This is a genomic window from Cognatundibacterium oligocarboniphilum (genome assembly GCF_013377855.1).
Lineage (GTDB): Bacteria > Pseudomonadota > Gammaproteobacteria > Burkholderiales > Burkholderiaceae_D > Undibacterium > Undibacterium oligocarboniphilum.
Genome location: NZ_JABXYJ010000004.1, coordinates 421,723 through 436,939 on the forward strand (window position 1 = coordinate 421,723; position 15,217 = coordinate 436,939).

Below are 15,217 nucleotides of genomic sequence, written 5' to 3' on the forward strand. Positions count from 1 at the left end.
TTCTTTTCCGGATCGGCGCAGCATCGGCATCATCAGACTGTCATGCAGATGGTGTAACCTGACAAAGTGACGGTGCATCGTCATAAACAAGGCTCAGGGATTACCTGGGTAAGGCGCGACTGGCAGTGGTCTGCTGCTGGTTCCTGAACAGAGATACAGCAGGATATTTTTCAGGGAGATTGCAATGGGATTGTTCGATTCAATAGCAGGACAGGTTCTGGGATCATTGACACAAACGGCGCAGGCTGGCGGCGAACAGCATGCGGGCTTGCTGGAAGCGGTTGGCGGTCTGGTCAATAATCCGCAGACAGGTGGTCTGGCCGGGTTGATCAGCGCGTTTGAAGAAAAGGGGTTGGGCGGCGTGGTGGCATCCTGGGTAGGAACTGGCGAGAACCTGCCGATCTCTGCCGAACAGCTGCAGTCGGTGTTGGGTAACGAGCAGGTGCAGGAAATTGCGCAGAAACTGGGATTTTCTCCGGAGCAGCTGTCTGGCCATCTGGCGCAGCTGCTGCCGCAGGTGATCGATCACCTGACTCCTGGAGGTGCGGTGCCCGAAGGCGGCGTAACGGGCGGTGCATTGGGAAATGTGCTGGGTCTGTTGCAAGAGGTGGCGCGCTGAGTCCGTCATGCCAGATGATATGGTGAACGGCTATCCTGCTTGTCCCGCAACGTGATTTTTCCCGACCTGCATGGTCGGAAAGCTGCGCGGCAGGCAGGATATTTCTTCATAAAATCCGGCAGCGGCTGGCGATGAAATCTTCCTGCAACGCATCCAGAAACACGCGGGTGCGTGCAGGCATCAGCCGCCTTCCGGGGAATACCGCCCAGACATTGATGTCCGGCAGTTTCCAGTCTCCCAGCACCGTCAGCAATTCACCGCTCCGGACAAAACGATGCGCGAAGTGATGCGCCAGCATGATGATGCCTTCCCCATTCAGCGCCAGCCGGGTCAGTAGTTCCGGCGAATTGGCGGTCGCTTTGCCGGGCGGTATGCCTTCCCATTGTTCACTATCGCGCTGCAGGCGCCAGATGGCCGGTTCGCCATTGCGTCCCGCCAGACGCAGCGTGTCATGCTCCATCAGCGCCTCGGGTTCGGTGGGCGTGCCGTGCTGTTGCAGATAGGCCGGGGCAGCAAACAGGCCGCTCTGGAAAACGGCCAGCCCGCGCGCGGCGAGCGAGGCATCATCCGGCAGGTCACCGACCCGGATGGCGACGTCGAAATTTTCACCGATCAGATCGACCCGTCGCGGCGACAGATCAATGTCGAGCGCTATCTGTGGGTAACGGCGGCAGAGCCTGGACAGCAGCAGACTCATTTCCTGATTCGCAAAATCCGCCGGCATCGAAATCCGCAGACGCCCGGATGGTTCAGCCTGACGATGCTGGGTCAGCGCCAGCGTGGCAGCGACTTCCTCCTGCACCTGTTGCGCGTGCTGCAGCACGCTTTGTCCGAAATCGGTGACGCTGAGTTTGCGCGTGGTGCGCAGCAGCAGACGTTCTCCAAGCTGCGATTCCAGTGCCGTGATCCGGCGCGACAAGGTGGATTTCGGTATTTTCAACCGGATTGCGGCTTTGCTGAAACTGCCTTCCTCAACAATGCGGGCAAACAGCATTAAATCATTGGCTTCGAGTTCCATGAGCGGCTTTTCGATAGGCTGGTGGTCAATTATTGTTCCATATTTGGAATAATAATATCCGAAATAAGGTCTTCTGGTTTGAATGTGGAACGACTAAAGTGAGGTCATCGCAACTCACTGAAAAGGACACATCATGAACATTCTTCAAATTAACTCCAGCGCCCGTTCCCAGGGTTCCCATTCCAATCGTCTCGGCAATTTGCTGAGTGCGCGTTTGCTGGCGGCAAATCCTGGTGCCAGCCTGACGCTGCGCGATCTGGGCAGCCAGCCGCATCCGGTGCTGGACGAGGCCGCCCTGCAGGCGCTGTTCACACCGGCAGAGCAGCGCAGTACGCAGCAGCAGGCGCGGGTTGCGCTGGATGATGCGCTGATCGCTGAAATTCAGGCTGCCGACATCGTGGTGCTGGGCGCGCCGATGTACAACTTCGGCATCTCCGCCCAGCTGAAAAACTGGATTGATGCGATTTCCCGTGCTCAGGTGACCTTCCGTTATACCGCGAACGGTCCGGAAGGGCTGCTGACCGGCAAAAAGGTGTATGTGGTGCTGACCCGCGGCGGACTGTACCGCAATACCCCGAACGATACCCAGATGCCTTACCTGAAAACCTTCTTCAGTTTTCTCGGTATGACCGATGTGGAATTCGTGTATGCCGAAGGGTTGGCCATGGGGCCAGACAGCGAGGCGGCAGCACTGGCTTCTGCGACGCAGCAAATCGAAGAATTGACCGGCGCTTAAAAACACCATGTAATGCAGACTGACCCTGAAACAGGGTTAGCAGAAAGGCAGGAAGCAAAATGAACAGCGATCAACGTACAACACAACAGGTACGGCATTCACGGCTGATTGAGCAGATCGTGGCCGGACAGGAAACATCGGATGGCGCAGGCGTGCGCCTGACGCGGGTACTGACGCAGCCGTTGCAGTACCGGCTCGATCCGTATCTGATGCTGGATGCGTTTGGCAGCGACAATCCGGATGACTATATTGCCGGGTTTCCGGATCATCCGCATCGCGGTTTTGAAACGATCACCTATATGCTGACCGGCCGGATGCGGCACCGCGACAGCGCAGGGCATGAAGGATTGCTGCAGACCGGCGGCGTGCAGTGGATGACAGCCGGTCGCGGCGTGATCCATTCCGAGCTGCCGGAGCAGCAGGACGGCCGCATGGCAGGCTTTCAGCTGTGGCTGAACCTGCCTGCGAAGGACAAACTCTGTGAACCGTGGTACCGCGATATCCAGAGCGAGCAGATTCCTGAGCTGGTGACGGATGCCGGTGTGACTGTGCGGGTGATTGCCGGACACAGCCACGGCGTGGATGGTGCCGTGCAGCGGGAAGTGACGCAACCGTTGTATCTGGATATCCATCTGCCGGCCGGTGCGGAGTTTCAGCAACCGCTGAGTCCGACTGCGAATGCTTTTCTGTACGTGTATGAAGGCGGACTCGAAGTAGAAGACAAGCCGGTGCCGCTACAGCGGATGGCGATTCTTAAAAAGGTGCCAGAAGCCGATGGCGTGGTGCTGCGCGCTGCTGGCGCGAGTCGCGCATTACTGATTGCCGGTGAACCGCTGGGCGAGCCGATCGTGCAGTACGGTCCGTTTGTGATGAACAGCCAGGAGGAAATTTTCCGGGCGATCAGCGATTTCCGTGAAGGCCGTCTGGGCGCCTGAGCATTACCGGGAAAACTGAAAATTCAGCGGCGGCAGCGCTGCTGATGTGTTGGTGCAGTCGTGGTTTGGAGTGGCGTTACGCCAGCATGTCTGGCGGTAGTGACAGAAATTCAATCACATTTTAAAAAAAGGGAATCATCATGAAAGCACTGGAAAATTACGGGCCGCTGGTGGCCCGGGTTCTGATGGCATTGATATTTGTGATGTCTGGCGTGGGCAAGATCACCGGTTTCGACGGCACGGTCGGGTACATCGCCAGCAAGGGTTTGCCGTTGCCGGCACTGGCAGCGGTGGCGGCTATCATCGTTGAACTGGGCGGCGGTCTGATGCTGATCGCAGGCTGGAAGGCGCGTTGGGCAGCGCTGGTGATGATGCTGTTTACAATCGCGGCAGCAGCAATTTTCCATGACTTCTGGCACGCAGCGGCCGATGCCGTACAAAATCAGACGATTCATTTCATGAAAAATCTTGCGATAGCGGGTGGTCTGCTGATGATCGGCGTGCATGGCAGCGGCGCCTGCAGCGTGGAGAAAGACTGAACCTCGCTCGTGGTAATGCGGATAAAAAACGGATGCCGTCGGCATCCGTTTTTTGTTTCGCAACAGGCAATACCGTCAAACTTAGTCCTGATCCAGATGCAGCTGAATCACGCCACCGGATGACGTTGCGCAAGGCTCGTCATCAAAGGCAATATCGCCGTCAGGATTGGCTTCGCCGTCGATTTTCAGATCGGTGAAGTTGAACAGATTTTTATCCATCAGATGCGAGGGAGCGACGGTCGACAAGGCAGAGAAAATATTCTCGACTCGGCCCGGATATTTCTTATCCCATTCCCGCATCAGGTTTTTGATCTGCTTACGCTGCAGGTTTTCCTGCGAACCGCACAGGTCGCAGGGAATGATGGGGAATTGCTTCACCTGCGCATAGCGTTCGGTATCTGCTTCCTTCACATACGCCATCGGGCGGATCACGATGTGCTTTCCGTCATCGGACTGCAGTTTGGCCGGCATGCCTTTGAGTTTACCGCCGAAGAACATATTCAGGAAAAAGGTTTCCAGAATATCGTCGCGATGATGGCCGAGTGCGATCTTGTTGGCGCCCAGCTCGTCGGCAACGCGATACAGAATGCCGCGGCGCAGGCGCGAGCACAGCGAACAGGTAGTCTTGCCTTCCGGGATCAGGCGTTTGACGATGCTGTAGGTGTCCTGATTTTCGATATGGTAAGGAATACCGGTTTTGTCCAGATACGCCGGCAGCACATCCGCCGGAAAGTTCGGTTGTTTCTGGTCGAGATTGACGGCGACGATATCGAAATGAATCGGCGCGCGTTCGCGCAGCGTCATCAGGATGTCGAGCAGCGCATAGCTGTCCTTGCCACCGGACAGGCAAACCATGACCTTGTCGCCGTCTTCGATCATATTGAAATCGCCGATCGCCTGACCGACCAGGCGGCACAGGCGTTTATGCAGTTTATTATTTTCGTAAATGATTTTTTCCTGCGATTTAGCGGACGGTGCGGCAACGCCGGATTCTGCGGAGCGTGCGGCGTCAGGAGAAAGACCGGTCAGGGATTCGTGTAGAGCTTGCATGGCGGGACTTAAATAACGTTTTTAATCTGGAAAACTTCCACCCCGACGCCTTCGCAGTCGGGATAGACATCGGGTTTCATGGTCGATACGCAGACGGCGCGGACCTGCGGATGGGCGAGCATGATGCCGGCAACGTCGTCGCACAGAGTTTCTTGCAGATGGACGTGACCCTGTGCAACGCGTTTCGCAATCGACGCGCGCATGAAATCGTAATCGACGACTTCATGCAGCTGATCTTCTTTCGGCGTCGAGCTTGCCAGCGGGATGTACAGATCGACATTGATGAGCACGCGCTGTTCGCCCTTTTTCTCAAACTCATGCACGCCGATGTTGATATTGACTTCGTAATTGCGCAAAAACAGGCGGCGGCAGGCGGTGAGTTGCGGATGGTGTAGAACGGATAACATAAAAGCTCATTCTGAGGAAAGTGAAGTGGGATGGGCAGTCGCTAAAAACATTACGTCGCGCTGCAAAGGAATTAAATGCTGACCGCCATCAACGAGAATGGTGGTGCCGGTGATGGCCGGACTGTCAGCTACAAAGCAGACGGTGCGGGCGATGTCTTCCGGTGTGCTGGAACGGCCCAGCGGTGTGACCTGATGCGCCTGCTGAAAGTCGGCTTCGCTCTGCTCGCCGGACATCATGGTGATGCCCGGGGCGACGCCGGCGACGCGCACCTTCGGCGCCAGTGCCTGCGCCAGCGTGGTGGTGGCACATTGCAGGGCGGCTTTTGACAGGGTGTAGGACAAAAAATCGGGATTCAGGTTAAACAGTTTCTGGTCCAGCAGGTTGATCATACAGGCTTGCCGGCCTTCCGGCGTGACGGCATGCAACGCCTGCGCCAGCAACACCGGCGCTGCCAGGTTGACATGCATGTGGCGGTTTAAGCTGGCGTAGCTGAAGCTATGTGCATCGTCTTCGGCAAACAGCGAGGCATTGTTGATTACGCAATGCACCGCTCCCATGGCGGCGACCGCCTGCGGCAGCAATTGCAACGTCGCTGCTTCGTCGGCCAGATCGCATCGCAAGGCGACGGCCCGCCGGCCGATTGCCCGGATTTCATCGACCACTGCCGCGGCATCGTCAGCGGAGCTGCCGAAATGCACGACAATGTCCCAGCCCTGCTGCGCCATGCGCAAGGCAATATGTTTACCGATACGTCGGGCTGCCCCGGTAACGAGGGCGACACGGGGAATCACATTGTTGGGCTTGGTATGGGTCATGGAAATTCTTTAACGTGACTACGGGGTTTTTACTACAATGCCGGTATGCAAAAATTATCTCTTCCTATTCCGGCGTCAGAGGCGCTGGCTGCATCACAAGCGTTGCAACAACAGATCGCCGCCGACATTCACCGGCATCAGGGCTGGATTCCATTTTCGCGTTATATGGAGCTGGCGCTATACACACCTCAGACCGGTTACTACAGCGGCGGTGCCGCAAAATTAGGCAAAGACGGCGATTTTACAACGGCACCGGAAATGTCGCCTTTATTTGGCGCAAGCCTGGCAACGCTGGCGGGAACCTTGTTCGCACAAACCCTGCCACAGGTAATGGAGTTTGGTGCGGGAACCGGCAAGCTCGCCAGAGATTTTTTAACGGAATGTCAATTTTCGGGAATAACGATCGAGCGCTATTTTATCGTGGAATTGTCCGGCGAACTGCGTGCGCGGCAAGAAGAATTGCTCAGGGATTTTCCGCAAGTGGTCTGGCTGCAGGAAATGCCGGCTGCTTTTTCCGGTCTGGTGCTCGGTAATGAAGTGCTGGACGCGATGCCGGTTGATTTGCTGGTGAAGACTGAGCAGGGCTGGGCCGAGCTGGGCGTGACGCTGGCAGCGCAGCAGGCCGATACGACGGAACCTGTGCTGGCATGGCAGGAGCGTGCCTGCGAGGCATCCCGCGCCGCACAGATTCCGCAGGCAGAGGCATTGCCACCCGGCTATGTGACCGAGATTCACACGGTGGCGCGCGGTTTCATGCGCAGTCTGGGCGCGATGTTACAGACTGGTTATGCCGACAGCGGCAAAGGTAGTGCCGTCATTTTGATTGATTACGGTTTTCCTGCCGCCGAGTACTATCATCCGCAACGCAGCAGCGGCACGCTGATGTGCCACTACCGTCACCATGCGCATCCCGATCCGTTTTATTTGCCTGGATTGCAAGATATTACGGCACACGTCGATTTCACCGCCATGGCGCAGGCGGCGCTGGAGAGCGGATTGTCTTTATTGAGCTACACCAGTCAAGCCGGTTTTCTGCTGGAATCCGGCATCACGGATCTGCTCAGCCGCAGCGCACCGGAACAGGCCATGCAATATCTGCCGCAGGCGAACGCGTTGCAAAAACTGGTGTCGCCAGCCGAAATGGGAGAGTTGTTTAAAGTGCTGACGGTGGGAATCGGAATGACGCTGCCAGAGCGTCTGCTGCGTCATGATCGTTGCCACCGTTTGTAAGTGAAAAATATACTGGGAGGTAGTATATAAAATTCACCTTGTATTTCCTTGAGGGCAGACTGATTTTGATGAAAAATAGGGGGAGTATCTAATGATGCGCTGGTTTTTGACGATTTTTCTGGTCGTCGTCGTGTTTTCCAGCCTGCTGCCATGGCTGGAAAAACTGGGCATCGGACGTCTGCCCGGAGACCTGCGGTTCCGTCTGTTCGGACGGGATTTTTCGTTCCCGTTTGCGTCCACAATTCTGATTTCCCTGTTCGTCCTGTTGCTGGCGCGCCTGTTCAAGTGAGCCGCGTATGGCTGCCGGATACTGCAGAGCGTGGCAGGCAGACAGCGGCCGGACTAAAGTTTTTGCGCCATTACGCCGACACTTCAATATAATGAATTTGCGCCTGACATAGCGACTGCCCGATTTTCCCATCGTGCGAAAATGATGCGGGGCTGGCTAGGGCATATAAAAATTATTCAAAAGGTTGAAATGAGCGAACTCAGCGATATCAGGGCATTGCTCATTGAGCCGCATCAGGGAATGCGGGTCAGTTTGCATAATATGCTGAATCTGTGTGGCATCACCAAGGTGGAACATGCCATCTCTGCGGGGACGGCTGTCCGCACAATTCAGGCCAAAATGTTTGATCTGATCCTGTGCGAATATGATCTCGGCGTTGGCCAGGACGGACAGCAACTGCTCGAAGACATCCGGCATCACAAGCTCGCGCCACTGTCGACCATCTTTATCATGGTTACCGCCGAACGCTCCTACGGCAAAGTCATCAGCGCAGCAGAACTGGCGCCTTCCGATTATCTGCTGAAACCCTTCACCGCCGATATGCTGTTGGAACGGGTGGTGCGTGCCATTGAAAAACGCAAAGCCTTCGTCGAAGTTTTCAGCCTGATGGAACAAGGGGCTGTCAGCGAAGCCATCACGGCTTGTCATCATGGGGAACGTGAATTTCCCAAATATGCGATTGACTTCATGCGTTTGCGCGCCGAGCTGCATGTGGTACAGGGCGAGGCCGCTGAAGCTGAGGCGCTTTACACCCAGCTGTTTGAATTGAAAGCCGTGGCGTGGGCAAGGCTGGGGCTGGCAAAAACGTTGTACATGCAGGGACGGTACGAAGAGGCGGAAAATATTTTGCGTGATCTGGTGACGGAAAACAGCAAATATATGGATGCCTACGACTGGCTGGCGAAAACGCATGAAATGATCGGACAATTACCGGAAGCCAAAGAGGTGCTGGATACTGCTGTCAATGTGTCACCCCATGCGGTGCGCCGTTTGCGCAACCTGGGGCGGATTGCGATGGAAACCGGCGATGTCGAAACGGCTGAAAATGTATTCAAGAAAGTTGTCAACAAAGCTAAATTCTCCGAATTCCGCGACCCGGAAGATCACATGAATCTGGTCGATGCGCTGGTCAAAAAAGGCGATACCGATCAGGCTAAATCTGTGATTCGCGATATGGAACGCAATATGGCTGGGCTGAAAAAAACAGCAGCTTGCCGCGCGATTTCGAATGCGATCGTGCATGCCAAAACGGGCGATGCGCGTCTGGATGAAGAACTCGGCGCTGCGGTGGAGGCATCGAAAGAAGATATCGGTTTATCGACCGGCGCCAAGATCGGGCTGGCCAGACAATGTCTGAATAATGATAACGAAGACGCTGCTTCCGACATCATTCTTGATGTAATGAAAAATGCCAGCAACCAGCAGATCATGAAAAAGGCGATGGACGTCTTTGAAAGTGCTGGCAAAGGACATATCGCCAAGGAACTTGCGCAGCGCAGCCAGAGAGAAGTCATGGATCTGGTGGCGCTGGGTGTGCAGAAGGCCAAGCAGGGCGATTTCCGGGGATCGGTTGACCTGATGATTACCGCAGCAAGAAAATCGCCGGAGAATCCGCAGGTGGTGATGAACGCGGCGCTGGCCTCCCTGAAATGCCTGGAAAATCTTGGTTGGGATAATGTTACCGGCGAACAGGCGCGTCTCCTGATTGAGGCAGGCCGCCGCCTTGATCCGATGAATCCACGCTTGAAGGCATTGCGCGGACTATACGACGAATTACAGAAAAAATACGGTATGAGCGTGGGTCGTATCGCCAAAAACTGATCCGCAGCCGGTCAGACACCGTGCCAGATGAATCCGTGCGGACAATCCGCAGAATTGATAGTCATGAAATATCCAAATCCCGCTTTCTCAGTATCGCAACTGGAATCCCCACGCGAGCGTCTGCTGAAATTCATCAATGACGAAAGCGATCTGCCGACGCTGGGTGTGGCGATTGCCAAAGTCGTTGAAATCACTTCTTCCGGCGAAGACTCGGTGGCGCGTCTTGCGCATTTCATTTTGTCTGATGTTGGTCTGACGCAGAAAATCCTGCGCCTGTCCAATACGGTGCAGTACCGCACCAGTGCCGGAGCTGCGGTGACCACGATTTCACGGGCGATTTTCCTGCTCGGTTTTAATACCGTGAAAGATAGTGCGCTGGCGATGCTGTTGGTGGATTGTTTTAAGGATATGGCGCAGGTCAGCAGTGTGCGCAAGGAGCTGGTACGTTCTTTGTGCGCCAGCATGATCGGCCGTGAAATGGCGCAGCGAGGACGATTTCAGGACAGCGAAGAAGCCGCCGTGGCATCGCTGTTTAAAAATGTCGGCCGGGTGCTGGTGGCGTCCTTCGATCATGATTTGTACATGCGCATTCAGCATATTACAGAGACGGCGGATAGCCGGCCGGAAGAAGCTGCCACGGTACTGCTGGGCTGCAGTTTTGAACGTTTTGGCGAGATGGCGCTGCAGAGCTGGAAGATCCCGGACACGATCATCCAGTCACTAACGCCGCTGCCAGTCGGAGAGTTGCGCAAGCCGGTACTGCGGCACGACTGGCTGAAGCAGGTCGCCAGCTTCAGCGATACCCTGGCGGGAATCACCATGTCTGCGCATGCTGATCGCAAGGAACAGTATGAAAACCTGTTGCGGCGTTTCGGTAATGTGCTGGAACTGGATCGCAACATATTGGGTGAAATTATCCAGAAAGTGGAGGAAGAAACCCGGCAATTAGCCAAGAGCATGGATTTGTCCCTGCATGATCTGGCAGGCGTGCCGGCCGAACAGGCGCCATTGCTGGAAGTACCGCTGGAATTTTTATTGCAGACCAATGATGTCGTGCCGGCACAGCAGGCAGCGCGCTATGCCAGCGGCAAACCGGTCAACGCCCGCGACCTGTTGCTGGCTGGCGTACAGGACGTGACGCAAATGCTGGCCGCCGAAGATTATCGTCTGAATGACCTGATCCTGCTGGTGCTGGAAACCCTGTACACCAGCCTGGGTTTTCGTTTTGCCACTATTTGCCTGCGCGACCGCAGCAGCGAGCGCTTTGTGTCCCGGGTTGCTGTTGGCGAACAGTATGCAGAGCGGCAGCGCGGGTTTCATTTTCCGGTCAAAGGAGAGGCGGATCTGTTTCAGCTTTCCCTGAGCAATAATGCCGATGTGATGATCGCCGAGTTGCGTGCCCCGAAAATCCGTCACTTATTGCCTGCCTGGTATCTGCAGTTGCTGCCGGATGCACGCAGCTGCATCATATTGCCGCTGGTCATACAGAAAAAGCCGATCGGTCTGTTTTATGCAGACCGTATCAATACGGCAGAAGAGGGAGTGCCACAGGATGAAACCGCGCTGATCAAGACGCTCAAAAACCAGTTGCTGGCGGCCATCATGCGGGGATAAGCGAGACGATGCACTGTGCCAGAAAAGCATACAATCCTGTTCAGGACAGTTTTTTTTAAGTGATACATCATGACTTTTTCGACCTGGTTCACATTCCTGATCGCCGCTTGTGTGATTGCCATTTCTCCCGGTTCCGGCGCCGTGCTGTCGATGTCGCACGGCCTTAATTACGGCGTCAAGAAAGCCAGCGGTACTATTCTGGGCTTGCAGGCGGGCTTGCTGCTGATTCTGGCGATTGCGGGCGGGGGCGTCGGTTCGATACTGATGGCTTCGGAACTGGCGTTCAGCGTGATTAAAACCGTCGGTGCGCTGTATCTGATTTATCTCGGTTTCAATCAGTGGCGGGCGCGGGTGGAGTTGATCAAAACCGAGCAGGCATCGGCAAATACGCAGACTCCGGACTGGTCGCGCCGTTTCCTGACCGGCTTTCTGACCAATGCGACCAATCCCAAAGGCATCATTTTCATGGTTGCGGTGCTGCCGCAATTTATCTCACACGATGCCCCATTGCTGCCGCAATTGCTGATACTCGGCATCACTATGTGTTCGGTCGATCTGATCGTGATGCACAGCTATGCGTTGGCAGCATCCGGCATGCAGCGCTATTTCAGCAATCCGCGCTGGCTGAAAGGGCAGAACCGGTTTTTTGGCGGTGTACTGATGGCGATCGGCACCGCGCTGTTTTTTGTGAAGCGCAGCCCGGCAAGCTGAAGCGCCGGTTTGGCAGTGCCCGTGCAGGCAGCCGGAATAACGTTAAAAAAATCCGCCGTGGGCGGATGTTTTTATGCCAGGGGAATATGTTGTTTTTTCGTTAGCGCGTCAATGTCCTGCCACAGTGTCATCTGATTCAATAGGCGGGTAGCCGGATCAAGCATCGCATGCAGATTGAAGAAACGCTCCAGTGCGGTTTCATTGAACGGACTGCGTTGGGAAAAGTTGATGCGGCCATATTGCTTTTGAAACGCATTCAGCAAATCGGCCGGCGTATCCTTGTGCCAGGATTGCATCAGGCCGCCCACCATCAACGCTGCATCAGTGGTTTGCTCCAGCATCCTCGGATTTCTGGCAGTGCCGATGTCGCGATAATCCAGCAGGCGGGGGAAGTAAAAATGCCGTATCCATGCCGCAGGAATGCCTTCAGCTGTTTGCAATGCCCCGCTGCGCCACAGTTTCCAGCTTTTTTCCGCTTCATCCTCTGCAACAAAATGCGGGTCGGCCAGTAACACGCAATCTTGTTCCAGTGTGATTTCCAGCACCACCGGCAACCCTGCCTGATGCGCAATCGCTTCCAGCTCGGGCATCTCCGGCTTGCGGCCGTGCTGTTCCTGTAGCGCCTGCACAAATGCAGACAGCACTTCCTGATGCGCATGATGCAGCTGGCTGGTGGCATTGCAGAAGCCGGCACAGGCGGCAAAATATGCCATCAGTTCACCGACCATCACGCCTGGCGGCGACTGATTGCCGGTATCGGAAAAACCTTGCGCCGGGATCTCTTTTGCGAGACCCTGACGCAATGCAGGATAAAGCTGGCCGGTGGTGCAGCCAAATTTGACCATGCTGCCGGCAGCCAGTTTAAATTCACTCATGATGCGCTTTCTGAAACAGGATGGACACGTTCTCGGGTGGGCGGCCAATGACCGCCCGCTGATCCATTAAAACGATGGGGCGTTGCAATAATGCCGGACAACGCATGATGGCTTGCAATGCAGTATCAATATCCGCATCCTGCAGATTGGCAACGGTATATTCCGGCTCGTTAGCACGCAGCATTTGCTGCACGTCACCACCCAGCGCCGTCAGTATCTGATGCAGTGCATGCAGATCCGGAGGCTGTTTCAGATAGTCAATCACCGTCACAGGCCAGCCGCGCCGATTCGCTTCCGCATTGACCAGCTCCAGTGTTTCGCGTGATTTTGAGCAGCGCGGATTATGATAAATTGTCAGCATCATCTGTCTTATAAAAAACGTTCACCGATCCCCAGCAGGACTATCAGACCGAGTACCGCAAAAACAGCGGACGCAATCCAGCGTACCAGGCGGAACGGGAAATTGGGAGCGGCAATTTTTCCGAGAAAAACAGCCGGTACGTCAGCTATCAGCATGCCGAGCGTGGTGCCGGCTATGACCATGACGAGATTGCTATACTTGGCTGCCAGAGCAACAGTTGCCAGCTGCGTCTTGTCGCCGATTTCCGCAATGAAGAAAGTAACGCAGGTCAGCGCAAAGACGCCGTAATGGCTGTCGTTCAGACCTTCGTCTTCCATTTCGTCCGGCTTCAGCGTCCATGCGGCAATCGCCAGAAATGACAGGCCCAGCGCCCAGCGCAGAATGTCTGCCGGAACGTGGTGCGCCACCCATTGTCCGAGCAGTCCGGCCAGCGCATGATTGGCCAGCGTCGCGCATAAGATTCCGAGAATGATCGGGACCGGTTTTTTGTAACGTACAGCCAGCAGCAATGCCAGCAATTGTGTTTTATCACCGATTTCGCCAATGGTGACCGCCAGAGCAGAGACGAGGAAAGCTTCCATAATGATGTGTGCGGGATCGGACGGTATTAACCAATGACAGTGACATTCCGTCCGATCCCTCGCAACAGAAATGGCACTATCAAAGGTCTTGCCAAACTCTGCACGTATATGCAAAGCCAATCGCACCATGACCTGCGGTCAAGTATGTTGATGCGATTTCCCCGGATGGCCAGGGCAGGCTACTCCCCAATGAAAGTGAGCGCGAATTATACTGCATCCCTGCAAGCGGTAAAGTAATTGTTTTTCGCCATGTGTTCTGACGCCGCAAAGTCCAATCACGGAATGTCCGCACAAACCGGGACGGAGTTGTTACACTCGGCATCGGTTTTGATGTCAAAATCATTTCAAAATTATTTAAAACGATAAAAATAGAGATATGGAGCATTATGAGCGAATATCTGAGTCACTTCATGCTGTTCTGGTCGCCAGCGGAGCTGAACGCCAATATCATCATTTTCCTGAATCTGGCCGGCGCCATGCTGCTAGGATTTGTCGTCGGCTATGAGCGTTCCTACCATGGCCGCGCCGCCGGTATGCGGACTTATGGCCTGGTTTGCATGGCTTCCGCCGCGCTGGTGGTGATTGCCGGGTATCCGGATTTCTGGTTTGGCGGCAGAGCCTTGTCGCCGGTGAATCTTGATCCTTCCCGTACGATTCAGGGCATCGTCACCGGTATCGGCTTTCTGGGGGCCGGCGTGATCATGAAGGAGGGATTTACCATCAGTGGCCTGACAACGGCGGCATCGGTCTGGGCTTCTTCTGCGATCGGTGTGCTGGTCGGCGTTGGTTTTTACGCTTCTGCTATTTTGCTGGCGTTGCTGTCCGCTGCCTGCATGATCTGGGTGCACCGGCTTGAAGCATGGCTGCCTTCGCAGGCAGCGCTCGTGATCGTGGTCCGTTTCCGGAACGGGGTGCGGCCGGAACAGGCGGAGATGGAATCCATGCTGACTGCCCGCGGTTATGAGCTGGCTGCCGGGACGCTGACCATTGCGGTAAATAATGGCATGTCAGAATGGCATTTTATTGCGATCGCCCTCGACAAAAAAAATGCAGTTTCGCTCAGCGAGCTGTCACATGACCTGGAGAAAATTCAGGGCGTTGATTCTTTCCAGTTGACGCACGCCAAAAACTGACCGTAAGGGGGGATTTTTAAAATATCCCTTGACATTGGGTGATACTATCTCTATAGTTCGGGGTTCCCTGCGGAGAGGTGGCCGAGTGGTTAATGGCAGCAGACTGTAAATCTGCCCTCTTACGAGTACGCTGGTTCGAATCCAGCCCTCTCCACCAGGTAAGAATTTAGTAATGCGGCTGAAGTGGTGGCCCTTGCGGGTGTAGCTCAATGGTAGAGCCGAAGCCTTCCAAGCTTAAGACGAGGGTTCGATTCCCTTCACCCGCTCCAGTATTTGCGTGGTTTTTTTTGTGCAAACAAGTTGCCCTTGTAGCTCAGTGGTAGAGCACTCCCTTGGTAAGGGAGAGGCCACGTGTTCAATCCACGTCAAGGGCACCATGTGAATCTGGTGTTTCAAGTCTGAAGTCGTCGGGCGTGTGCCTGAGTATTCTCATAAAAATTGTTAGGAGTTCAAAATGGCAAAAGGTAAGTTCGAGCGCACCA

Annotated in this window: 17 protein-coding genes, 3 tRNA genes and 1 riboswitch; of the genes, 13 read left to right on the top strand and 7 right to left on the bottom strand. The window is 55.1% G+C overall.

Annotated elements, in window-relative coordinates; translation table 11 throughout:
* Positions 1-184 precede the first annotated feature (184 nt).
* Positions 185-619 carry a YidB family protein gene (locus tag HV832_RS09175; RefSeq protein ID WP_176803426.1) on the top strand — a complete coding sequence of 145 codons (435 nt, stop codon included), beginning with the start codon at positions 185-187 and terminating at the stop codon, positions 617-619.
* Between the two features lie 106 nt (positions 620-725).
* On the opposite strand, the gene HV832_RS09180 is transcribed toward HV832_RS09175, so the two are convergent.
* Complete coding sequence (locus HV832_RS09180) at positions 726-1,637, bottom strand: LysR family transcriptional regulator (protein WP_176803428.1); 912 nt, start codon at positions 1,635-1,637, stop codon at positions 726-728.
* A 133-nt stretch (positions 1,638-1,770) separates the two neighbouring features.
* Here HV832_RS09180 and HV832_RS09185 point away from each other — a divergent pair, with 133 nt between their 5' ends.
* From HV832_RS09185 to HV832_RS09195, 3 genes are all read left to right on the top strand, one after another.
* Positions 1,771-2,373 (top strand): FMN-dependent NADH-azoreductase, encoded by a 603-nt coding sequence (locus HV832_RS09185; protein ID WP_176803430.1) that lies wholly within the window; start codon positions 1,771-1,773, stop codon positions 2,371-2,373.
* 59 nt (positions 2,374-2,432) lie between these two features.
* Positions 2,433-3,308, top strand: coding sequence for a pirin family protein (locus HV832_RS09190; protein ID WP_176803431.1), 876 nt, complete (start codon positions 2,433-2,435; stop codon positions 3,306-3,308).
* Positions 3,309-3,448: 140 nt separating this feature from the next.
* The gene (locus HV832_RS09195; RefSeq protein ID WP_176803433.1) at positions 3,449-3,847 is read left to right on the top strand and encodes a DoxX family protein; all 399 of its coding nucleotides are present in this window, start codon (positions 3,449-3,451) and stop codon (positions 3,845-3,847) included.
* Positions 3,848-3,928: 81 nt separating this feature from the next.
* Here HV832_RS09195 and ttcA read toward each other — a convergent pair whose 3' ends face one another.
* The 3 genes from ttcA to HV832_RS09210 are packed head-to-tail and all read right to left on the bottom strand — an operon-like array spanning position 3,929 to position 6,120.
* Positions 3,929-4,897 carry a tRNA 2-thiocytidine(32) synthetase TtcA gene (ttcA, locus tag HV832_RS09200; protein WP_176803435.1) on the bottom strand — a complete coding sequence of 323 codons (969 nt, stop codon included), beginning with the start codon at positions 4,895-4,897 and terminating at the stop codon, positions 3,929-3,931.
* Between the two features lie 8 nt (positions 4,898-4,905).
* Positions 4,906-5,304: a dihydroneopterin aldolase gene (locus HV832_RS09205; RefSeq protein WP_176803437.1), complete on the bottom strand. Its 399-nt coding sequence runs from the start codon at positions 5,302-5,304 to the stop codon at positions 4,906-4,908.
* Between the two features lie 6 nt (positions 5,305-5,310).
* The gene (locus HV832_RS09210; protein ID WP_176803439.1) at positions 5,311-6,120 is read right to left on the bottom strand and encodes an SDR family oxidoreductase; all 810 of its coding nucleotides are present in this window, start codon (positions 6,118-6,120) and stop codon (positions 5,311-5,313) included.
* Positions 6,121-6,165: 45 nt separating this feature from the next.
* On the opposite strand from HV832_RS09210, the gene HV832_RS09215 reads away from it, so the two are divergent.
* The 5 genes from HV832_RS09215 to HV832_RS09235 all read left to right on the top strand — a co-directional run bounded on the left by HV832_RS09215 (position 6,166) and on the right by HV832_RS09235 (position 11,785).
* Positions 6,166-7,350 carry a class I SAM-dependent methyltransferase gene (locus HV832_RS09215; RefSeq protein ID WP_176803441.1) on the top strand — a complete coding sequence of 395 codons (1,185 nt, stop codon included), beginning with the start codon at positions 6,166-6,168 and terminating at the stop codon, positions 7,348-7,350.
* 91 nt (positions 7,351-7,441) lie between these two features.
* Positions 7,442-7,639, top strand: a complete 198-nt coding sequence (locus HV832_RS09220; protein WP_176803442.1) for a DUF2905 domain-containing protein — start codon at positions 7,442-7,444, stop codon at positions 7,637-7,639.
* Positions 7,640-7,828: 189 nt separating this feature from the next.
* Entirely contained in the window at positions 7,829-9,460 is a 1,632-nt protein-coding gene (locus HV832_RS09225) for a tetratricopeptide repeat protein (RefSeq protein ID WP_176803445.1), read from the top strand.
* A 63-nt stretch (positions 9,461-9,523) separates the two neighbouring features.
* The gene (locus tag HV832_RS09230) at positions 9,524-11,074 is read left to right on the top strand and encodes an HDOD domain-containing protein (RefSeq protein WP_176803447.1); all 1,551 of its coding nucleotides are present in this window, start codon (positions 9,524-9,526) and stop codon (positions 11,072-11,074) included.
* 69 nt (positions 11,075-11,143) lie between these two features.
* Positions 11,144-11,785, top strand: a complete 642-nt coding sequence (locus tag HV832_RS09235) for a LysE family transporter (RefSeq protein ID WP_176803449.1) — start codon at positions 11,144-11,146, stop codon at positions 11,783-11,785.
* 71 nt (positions 11,786-11,856) lie between these two features.
* Here the strand turns inward: HV832_RS09235 and HV832_RS09240 are convergent, their stop codons facing one another.
* The 3 genes from HV832_RS09240 to HV832_RS09250 are packed head-to-tail and all read right to left on the bottom strand — an operon-like array spanning position 11,857 to position 13,602.
* On the bottom strand, positions 11,857-12,660 hold the full coding sequence (locus HV832_RS09240; RefSeq protein WP_176803451.1) for a hypothetical protein: 804 nt from the start codon (positions 12,658-12,660) through the stop codon (positions 11,857-11,859).
* Positions 12,653-13,021, bottom strand: coding sequence for an ArsC/Spx/MgsR family protein (locus tag HV832_RS09245; protein ID WP_176803531.1), 369 nt, complete (start codon positions 13,019-13,021; stop codon positions 12,653-12,655). The genes HV832_RS09240 and HV832_RS09245 overlap by 8 nt, the downstream gene beginning before the upstream one ends.
* An 8-nt stretch (positions 13,022-13,029) precedes the next feature.
* Positions 13,030-13,602 (bottom strand): TMEM165/GDT1 family protein, encoded by a 573-nt coding sequence (locus tag HV832_RS09250; RefSeq protein WP_176803453.1) that lies wholly within the window; start codon positions 13,600-13,602, stop codon positions 13,030-13,032.
* Positions 13,603-13,695: 93 nt separating this feature from the next.
* Positions 13,696-13,802, bottom strand: a riboswitch (yybP-ykoY riboswitch).
* A gap of 186 nt (positions 13,803-13,988) precedes the next feature.
* Between HV832_RS09250 and HV832_RS09255 the strand changes: the two genes are divergently transcribed.
* From HV832_RS09255 to HV832_RS09270, 4 genes are all read left to right on the top strand, one after another.
* Positions 13,989-14,735 carry an MgtC/SapB family protein gene (locus HV832_RS09255; protein WP_176803455.1) on the top strand — a complete coding sequence of 249 codons (747 nt, stop codon included), beginning with the start codon at positions 13,989-13,991 and terminating at the stop codon, positions 14,733-14,735.
* A 71-nt stretch (positions 14,736-14,806) separates the two neighbouring features.
* Positions 14,807-14,892, top strand: a tRNA-Tyr gene (locus tag HV832_RS09260).
* Positions 14,893-14,930: 38 nt separating this feature from the next.
* Positions 14,931-15,004: transfer RNA gene (locus HV832_RS09265), tRNA-Gly, on the top strand.
* A 33-nt stretch (positions 15,005-15,037) separates the two neighbouring features.
* Positions 15,038-15,112 (top strand) — tRNA-Thr (locus HV832_RS09270).
* Positions 15,113-15,217 lie beyond the last annotated feature (105 nt).

Coding starts and splice junctions, on each gene's coding strand:
- HV832_RS09175 (WP_176803426.1), top strand. CDS start 185: ATGGGATTGTTCGATTCAATAGCAGGACAGGTTCTGGGATCATTGACA.
- HV832_RS09180 (WP_176803428.1), bottom strand. CDS start 1,637: ATGGAACTCGAAGCCAATGATTTAATGCTGTTTGCCCGCATTGTTGAG.
- HV832_RS09185 (WP_176803430.1), top strand. CDS start 1,771: ATGAACATTCTTCAAATTAACTCCAGCGCCCGTTCCCAGGGTTCCCAT.
- HV832_RS09190 (WP_176803431.1), top strand. CDS start 2,433: ATGAACAGCGATCAACGTACAACACAACAGGTACGGCATTCACGGCTG.
- HV832_RS09195 (WP_176803433.1), top strand. CDS start 3,449: ATGAAAGCACTGGAAAATTACGGGCCGCTGGTGGCCCGGGTTCTGATG.
- ttcA (WP_176803435.1), bottom strand. CDS start 4,897: ATGCAAGCTCTACACGAATCCCTGACCGGTCTTTCTCCTGACGCCGCA.
- HV832_RS09205 (WP_176803437.1), bottom strand. CDS start 5,304: ATGTTATCCGTTCTACACCATCCGCAACTCACCGCCTGCCGCCGCCTG.
- HV832_RS09210 (WP_176803439.1), bottom strand. CDS start 6,120: ATGACCCATACCAAGCCCAACAATGTGATTCCCCGTGTCGCCCTCGTT.
- HV832_RS09215 (WP_176803441.1), top strand. CDS start 6,166: ATGCAAAAATTATCTCTTCCTATTCCGGCGTCAGAGGCGCTGGCTGCA.
- HV832_RS09220 (WP_176803442.1), top strand. CDS start 7,442: ATGATGCGCTGGTTTTTGACGATTTTTCTGGTCGTCGTCGTGTTTTCC.
- HV832_RS09225 (WP_176803445.1), top strand. CDS start 7,829: ATGAGCGAACTCAGCGATATCAGGGCATTGCTCATTGAGCCGCATCAG.
- HV832_RS09230 (WP_176803447.1), top strand. CDS start 9,524: ATGAAATATCCAAATCCCGCTTTCTCAGTATCGCAACTGGAATCCCCA.
- HV832_RS09235 (WP_176803449.1), top strand. CDS start 11,144: ATGACTTTTTCGACCTGGTTCACATTCCTGATCGCCGCTTGTGTGATT.
- HV832_RS09240 (WP_176803451.1), bottom strand. CDS start 12,660: ATGAGTGAATTTAAACTGGCTGCCGGCAGCATGGTCAAATTTGGCTGC.
- HV832_RS09245 (WP_176803531.1), bottom strand. CDS start 13,021: ATGCTGACAATTTATCATAATCCGCGCTGCTCAAAATCACGCGAAACA.
- HV832_RS09250 (WP_176803453.1), bottom strand. CDS start 13,602: ATGGAAGCTTTCCTCGTCTCTGCTCTGGCGGTCACCATTGGCGAAATC.
- HV832_RS09255 (WP_176803455.1), top strand. CDS start 13,989: ATGAGCGAATATCTGAGTCACTTCATGCTGTTCTGGTCGCCAGCGGAG.